Raw genomic sequence first — 6401 nt, forward strand, 5'->3', positions numbered from 1 at the left:
CTTCATAGGCTGACATTTCAGGTTTAAGGTCATATGTAGCAACCTTAGGAGATGGTACAAGCTTTCTGTCCTCTCCTTCATACTGCGCCTCTTTTCCACCGTTAAAGAAAAAAGTTACGTGAGCATACTTTTCAGTTTCAGCAGTTCTCAGTTGCTTGAGTCCGGCTCTAGATACGACCTCGCCGAAAGTATTAACAAGTTCTTCATCAGTATAGACCACAGCAGCCTCTATACTAGAATCATACTGTCTCATACAAGTAAACTTGACACCGAGATACTCCCTTTCAAATCCTGTAAACTCTTTGTCATTTATAGCTCTAGTTATCTGTCTTGCTCTGTCTGGTCTAAAGTTGAAGTTGATGAATACATCTCCCTCTGATAATTCTGCCCCTTCTACAATAACACTCGGGATCACAAATTCATCTGTTTCTCCCTTGGCATAGGCAGCTTCCACAGCAGATTCTGCAGATTCTGCTTTTACCCCTTCTCCTTTAGCTATTGCATCATAGGCCAGCTTAGTTCTCTCCCAGTTTGTATCTCTGTCCATAGAAAAATATCTTCCCGAAACAGTGGCAATCTTACCTACTCCGATATCTTTCATTTCATTTTCCAATGTCTTGATATAACCTAGAGCCGACTGAGGAGGTGTGTCTCTTCCGTCAAGAAAGGCATGAACATATACTTTCTCCAGACCAAATTTCTTTGCCATTTTTACAAGTCCCACAAGATGATCTATATGCGAGTGTACTCCTCCGTCTGAAAGGAGTCCTCCCAAATGAAGTGCTTTTCCATTTTCTTTAGCAGAAGAATAAGCTTCTTTCAGAACTTTATTTTCAAACAGCTCTCCGTCTCTTGTATCTTTACTTATCTTTACAAGTGGCTGATACACTACTCTTCCGGCTCCGATGTTCAGATGTCCGACTTCCGAATTCCCCATCTGTCCTTCAGGAAGACCTACTGCTTCTCCAGATGCTTTCAGCCTTGAGTTAGGATATTCTGATATCAGTTTATTAAATACTTTAGGATTTACTTCTCTGATGGCATTTTTCTGATCCAAATTATCATTTAGTCCCCAGCCATCTAAAACCATTAAAACTACGGGTTTTCTACTCATGATCCACCTCTCCTACTTAATAATTAAGTGGTGCCATATTTTTTAAAATACAACACCACTTTCTGGTTGTTTAAATACTATTTTACTCCAGCTTCAACTATTTTAGAAAAACTAGAAGCTTCTAGAGATGCTCCTCCTACAAGTCCTCCGTCTATGTCCGTCTGACCCATAAGTTCTGCTGCATTGTCTGGCTTCATAGATCCTCCATACTGGATAGTGATCTCTTCTGCTACTTCTGCTCCAAACATCTCAACAAGGAAGTTTCTGATAGCTTTATGAGTTTCCTGAGCCATTTCAGGAGTAGCTGTTTTACCAGTTCCTATAGCCCATACAGGTTCATAAGCTATTACTACTTTCAACGCTTCTTCAGCAGTTAGACCAGCCATTCCGCCTTTTAGTTGTTTTTCATTAACTTCATCAGTCTTTCCAGTTTCTCTGTCTTCCAGCTTTTCCCCTATACAAAGGATAGGAGTCAGTCCGTTTTTAAGAGCTGCCTTTACTTTTTTATTTATAAATTCATCACACTCTTTATAATACTCTCTTCTTTCTGAGTGACCTAAAATTACATATTTAACTCCTATAGAAGTTAACATGCTCGGTGCGATCTCTCCTGTAAATGCTCCTGATTCATTTGGGTTCATATTCTGTGCTGCTATCTCAATATTTGATCCTTCTACAGCTTTTACTGCATCTGAAAGTGCGGTGAAAGGTACACCTAAAACTACACCTACGTTGCTTATTCCCTTAACTAATTCTTTCAGCTCTGTCAGCATTGCTACTGTTTCTGAATTTGTTTTGTTCATTTTCCAGTTTCCTGCTACAATCGTTCTTCTCATTAATATACCCCCTAATAATTATAACTTCTCAGTGAAATTTTAACACATTAAATAGGTTTTTTCAATTTATATGCCTGGTTATATTTTAACCTCATTGTGTTCTATTTTTACTATTTATCTGAAAATCGTCATTTCCACAAGACAGTACAAGCCAGAAATATAACTATCTCCCTCATTATACCACCCTAGCTGTCATCATATACAGGACTTTTATCGTTAATCCTGCTTTCATTCTCAAGGCGTCATATGAAGCTCCCTCTGATATTTCAAGTTCTTCCGATATCTCCCGGTACTTTTGCAAAAAAATTATGAGTGGTAAATACCACTCATTTATGCAAATTTTCTATCTCTCATCTCTTCTTTTAAGATGTTTTCGTAATATCCCTCTATATTTTCCTTCAGCTCCATCAAAAGGTCGCTCATCTCATATTCCAGAATTTCCTGTAGAACATGAGTATCCTTAGATTCCATAGCCTGAGATATATTGTTCATGCACTCTTCATAGTCTTCTATGATAGAGTCAAAGTCCTCATAGAGCAAATCCAGAGCCGTATTTTCCTTGATAGACATGAGTATGTTATATATCCAGTCTAGACCAGCCACTACCTCAAAAGATACGCTGATCATCCTAAGATCATTTTCCCACTCCATTTCAAGGTCCAGCAGGTCTATGGTTTCAAAATATTTTTCAATATAAATTTCCATATCAGAAATTGCTTCGAGGATTATGGATTTAGGGCTCTTTGTGAGTATTTCCACAACGTTTATTTTTTCTCCGCCGACCATGTTATTTTCAACCAGAAGCTGCCCATTCACATAGATGTTATATAGCATTTTCCCCTCTTTTTCCAGGAGTTTATTCACCTCTTCTATCACAAGCCCCAGAGTTTTAAAATCTTTTTTTTCAAATTTTATTTTTTTATTGTCTATTAATATATCCATACTATTTACTCCCGTCTAAAAAGATACCCTGTTATTCACTGCTGTCTTAGCTGCTGCCAAAGAGAAAACCAAAATCTTTTTAGGTTCCCCGCAGGATTTCAAAATCTTTATAAGTTCTCTTACTGTACTTCCTGTGGTAACTATATCATCTATCACAAGAATAGTCTTTCCTTGTACTTCCAGACTGCTTTCAAAACTATTTTTTATATTTTCTTTCCTCAGTTCCTCATTAAGCAACTGGTGCATAGGTCGTGTATTTTTAACTCTTTTTATAGATTTATAGGGTATTTTCAGATATTCCAAAATGTCCTCTACTTGGTTAAATCCTCTCTCTCTTTTTCTTTTTATACTAATGGGTACAGGCACTACAATATCTACCTCTTCAAACTTTATAATCTCTTTCAGGTATTTTCCAGTGAGGTCTCCAAAAATCTGGCTTATATACCTTCTGTTCTGAAGTTTAAAAAAACCGATCATTTTCTTTATATCTTTGTCATAGTCAAAAATATAGTAAAAATTTCCGACGTTTCTAAGTGATCTTTTTCTTTCTAATTTTCCATAACACTTATGACACAGGTAACGGTACTTTCCCTGAGATTTTTCACTGCAAAATATGCAGTCACTGGAAAAGAAAAAATCTCTAATATTCAGGTTTAAGCTCTTCATCCTTATCCAACACCTTCGCAGAATACATCTCAGTATAGCCACAATTAAGACATATCTTAAGATAATATGTACCAAGTTCGAGTTTCAATCCAGGCGTTTTTTCTGCACAAAATGTTGTTCTCACTTGATATTTTTCATTGCCGCATTTAAGACATTTAAAATCCAATATTATCCCCCCAAATTACATTTCTATTCCATATAAGTTCTTCCCTGTTAAAACTTATAAGGTCAAATCTAAATTCTGCATCTTTCAGATTTTTTTCCTGGATATATTTCATTGCAGTTAGATAGATTCTTCTTTGCTTCCTGGTATTTACAGAATCAATTCCACTTCCGAATATATCACTTTTTCTATATTTAACCTCGACAAAGATAGTGAGTTGTTCTTTTTTCACTATAATATCTATCTCCCCGTACTTGCTCCAGAAATTTTTCTCCAGAAGTGTATATCCACGGTCTTCTAAAAATTTAAGTGCCTTCGCTTCATAGATATTACCTTTTTCCCTGTTATGCATATAATTTCATCCCCTTAGTATTACAAGGATATTCCTTTTTAAATTATATACTATTTAACTATGTATTTCAAATATTCTGCTAAAAAAGAGTGGGTTTTAATATTTTACCCAGAAAACTTTGCCTGTGACACGGGCAAGATCCATTTTCCAGTATAGCCTCCCTATGCTGTTTTGTCCCGTAGCCCTTGTGTTTTGCAAATCCATACCCAGGATATTTTTCATCATATTTCATCATAAGCCTGTCCCTGGTAACTTTGGCAATTATAGATGCGGCAGCTATAGCCAGACTTTTCCCGTCTCCTTTGACTACCGGAATCTGGCTTCCCTCATATTCTCTTATTTTGTGGTTTCCGTCGATAAGGGCATTTTCAAAACATGCCCCCTCTTCCACAATATCCTCTATAGCTTTCCTCATCCCCATGAATGTAGCATTTAGAATATTATACTTATCTATATCTTTTTCACTTATGATCCCTACCCCTACATGGCAGTTTTCAATTATAAAATCAAAAAGAAATTCTCTCTTTTTCTCACTTAATTTTTTCGAGTCATTTATCATGTCAAACTCTTTCACATATTTTTTTACCTTTACAGCTGCCGCCACCACTGGCCCTGCCAGCGGCCCTCTCCCTGCCTCGTCTACACCTATTATGTCTCCATATTCCATATCAAACTCATACATGCTGTTCAACTGAGTTCCTCCTGAATGTTTATTTTAGTAATGTCTAGGCCTGTTTTTTTTGCTGCGCTTTTAAAATCTTCAGGGATTTCTCCAAACACCACCATTTTTTCACCTGTTGCAGGATGCTGGAATTCCAGTCTGTAAGCATGAAGCATCTGTCTTTTGCATATCTTACCGGGCTTCCCATATACCTCATCTCCCAGTATAGGATGATTCAAGCTTTTCATATGAACTCTTATCTGGTGTGTTCTTCCTGTTTCTATGTTCACCTCTACAAGGGAAAAATCCCCGGCCTCATCTAAAACTTTATAGTTTGAAATTGCAGTTTTACCGTTTTTAAGAACCACAGCCATGGTTTTTCTATCCTTTGGATTTCTCCCTATGAGGGTTTCTATCCTTCCCTCTTTCTCAGAAAATATACCCTTGCATATACAGATATAAGTTTTTGAAATATCTTTATTTTTAAACATATCTGACAATTTAAGGTGTGCTGAATCATTTTTTGCGATCACTATGAGGCCGCTTGTATTCTTGTCCAGCCTGTGGACTATCCCAGGTCTTATGACTCCATTTATGTTGGAAAGATCTTTCACATGATACATGATGGCATTTACAAGGGTCCCTGAGTAATTTCCCGGAGCAGGGTGGACGACCATATTCGGATTCTTATTTATTATGATGAGATCCCCGTCTTCATATACCGTCTCTATAGGAATATCTTCCGACTCTATATCCAAAATCTCATCCTCGGGTATTCTCACAAGGATCACTTCATTTCCTTTAAGTTTATTTCCGCTCTTAGAATTTTCTTTACCATCTATAATTATATCCCCTTGATCTATCAGCTTTTGAATATAAGATCTCGTCAGGTGGTCAAAAGATTCATTTACAAAGGCATCAAATCTTTTCCCCTTATCAGTCTTTTCGGCATAAAGAGTTTCTGTTTCCTTATAGTTTTTCATTATCCTCCCCTTTACTTTTATAGGAATTTAGTTTATTATACTCTGATAGTATCAATTTTATACTATAGTTCTAAAGTCTACTTGCTTCTAATCTTAATAAATGTCAGGAGAACACTCAAAAATGGTCAGATTAAATAATTATATCATTAAACTTTTAAAAAATAAACTCAATAGCTCAGAGATAGATGAGAACAACCTAATTCTTTTGAACAAAGGTAGGTTTGCAAATGCTTATGTTTTTAGATATTCTGATGGAAGTATAGACTTCACAATAAAGGACTTTACCCACTGTCCGTGGCCTGTGAGAATAACAGTCGGAAGAATCATGGCAAAAATGGAATATAATACAATCAAACTTCTAAAGGGAATCCCTGGTGTAGCTTCTGAAGTCTTTCTTTTGGGTAAATATACAGTAGCTTTCTCCTATGTCAAAGGAAAGCCCCTAGGTGAGATTCAAAAGAAGGGGATTAATCTTCCAAGGGAGTTTTTTATAGAATTGGAAAGAAGAGTTCGGGAGATGCATAAAAGAGATATTGTGCATTTGGACCTCAGAAATTCAGGAAATATTATAGTTGGAGAAGATAAAAAACCATATATAATAGACTTCCAATCTAGCTTGGGCACAAAGTATCTGCCGAAAAAATTAAGAAAAACACTGGAAAATTCTGATATTTCAGGAGTCTA

At 36.4% G+C, this 6401-nt stretch carries 10 protein-coding genes; 1 reads left to right on the forward strand and 9 read right to left on the reverse strand.

The genetic code is table 11. From position 1 onward, the window contains the following. From gpmI to ABZA26_RS05140, 9 genes are all read right to left on the reverse strand, one after another. Positions 1–1114 (reverse strand): 2,3-bisphosphoglycerate-independent phosphoglycerate mutase (gene gpmI, locus ABZA26_RS05100; protein ID WP_372713440.1); only part of this gene is annotated, 1114 nt, incomplete at its 3' end. A gap of 77 nt (positions 1115–1191) precedes the next feature. Then, a complete protein-coding gene (gene tpiA / locus ABZA26_RS05105) occupies positions 1192–1950 on the reverse strand; it encodes a triose-phosphate isomerase (RefSeq protein ID WP_372713441.1) in 759 nt (252 codons plus the stop codon). A 175-nt stretch (positions 1951–2125) separates the two neighbouring features. After that, positions 2126–2251 (reverse strand): hypothetical protein, encoded by a 126-nt coding sequence (locus tag ABZA26_RS05110; protein ID WP_372713442.1) that lies wholly within the window; start codon positions 2249–2251, stop codon positions 2126–2128. A gap of 29 nt (positions 2252–2280) precedes the next feature. Next, positions 2281–2892, reverse strand: coding sequence for a chemotaxis protein (locus tag ABZA26_RS05115; protein ID WP_372713443.1), 612 nt, complete (start codon positions 2890–2892; stop codon positions 2281–2283). 15 nt (positions 2893–2907) lie between these two features. Further along, entirely contained in the window at positions 2908–3558 is a 651-nt protein-coding gene (locus tag ABZA26_RS05120; RefSeq protein ID WP_372713444.1) for a ComF family protein, read from the reverse strand. Further along, positions 3533–3724 (reverse strand): zinc ribbon domain-containing protein, encoded by a 192-nt coding sequence (locus ABZA26_RS05125; RefSeq protein WP_013387967.1) that lies wholly within the window; start codon positions 3722–3724, stop codon positions 3533–3535. The genes ABZA26_RS05120 and ABZA26_RS05125 overlap by 26 nt, the downstream gene beginning before the upstream one ends. Further along, positions 3714–4073, reverse strand: a complete 360-nt coding sequence (locus ABZA26_RS05130; RefSeq protein ID WP_372713445.1) for a YraN family protein — start codon at positions 4071–4073, stop codon at positions 3714–3716. Before ABZA26_RS05130 ends, ABZA26_RS05125 begins: the two co-directional genes overlap by 11 nt. Positions 4074–4152: 79 nt before the next feature. After that, positions 4153–4755, reverse strand: a complete 603-nt coding sequence (locus ABZA26_RS05135; RefSeq protein ID WP_372713448.1) for a ribonuclease HII — start codon at positions 4753–4755, stop codon at positions 4153–4155. A 5-nt stretch (positions 4756–4760) separates the two neighbouring features. Continuing rightward, positions 4761–5717 (reverse strand): RluA family pseudouridine synthase, encoded by a 957-nt coding sequence (locus ABZA26_RS05140; protein WP_372713446.1) that lies wholly within the window; start codon positions 5715–5717, stop codon positions 4761–4763. A 121-nt stretch (positions 5718–5838) separates the two neighbouring features. Here ABZA26_RS05140 and ABZA26_RS05145 point away from each other — a divergent pair. Next, positions 5839–6401: RIO1 family regulatory kinase/ATPase (locus ABZA26_RS05145; protein WP_372713447.1), on the forward strand; the 563-nt coding region annotated here is incomplete at its 3' end.

The organism is Ilyobacter sp. (genome assembly GCF_041583315.1).
GTDB lineage: Bacteria > Fusobacteriota > Fusobacteriia > Fusobacteriales > Fusobacteriaceae > Ilyobacter.

What these genes read in the sequence shown, in the direction of transcription:
- ABZA26_RS05130 (WP_372713445.1), bottom strand. Translation starts at nt 4,073, where the DNA reads ATGCATAACAGGGAAAAAGGTAATATCTATGAAGCGAAGGCACTTAAA.
- ABZA26_RS05120 (WP_372713444.1), bottom strand. Translation starts at nt 3,558, where the DNA reads ATGAAGAGCTTAAACCTGAATATTAGAGATTTTTTCTTTTCCAGTGAC.
- ABZA26_RS05115 (WP_372713443.1), bottom strand. Translation starts at nt 2,892, where the DNA reads ATGGATATATTAATAGACAATAAAAAAATAAAATTTGAAAAAAAAGAT.
- ABZA26_RS05135 (WP_372713448.1), bottom strand. Translation starts at nt 4,755, where the DNA reads ATGTATGAGTTTGATATGGAATATGGAGACATAATAGGTGTAGACGAG.
- ABZA26_RS05140 (WP_372713446.1), bottom strand. Translation starts at nt 5,717, where the DNA reads ATGAAAAACTATAAGGAAACAGAAACTCTTTATGCCGAAAAGACTGAT.
- tpiA (WP_372713441.1), bottom strand. Translation starts at nt 1,950, where the DNA reads ATGAGAAGAACGATTGTAGCAGGAAACTGGAAAATGAACAAAACAAAT.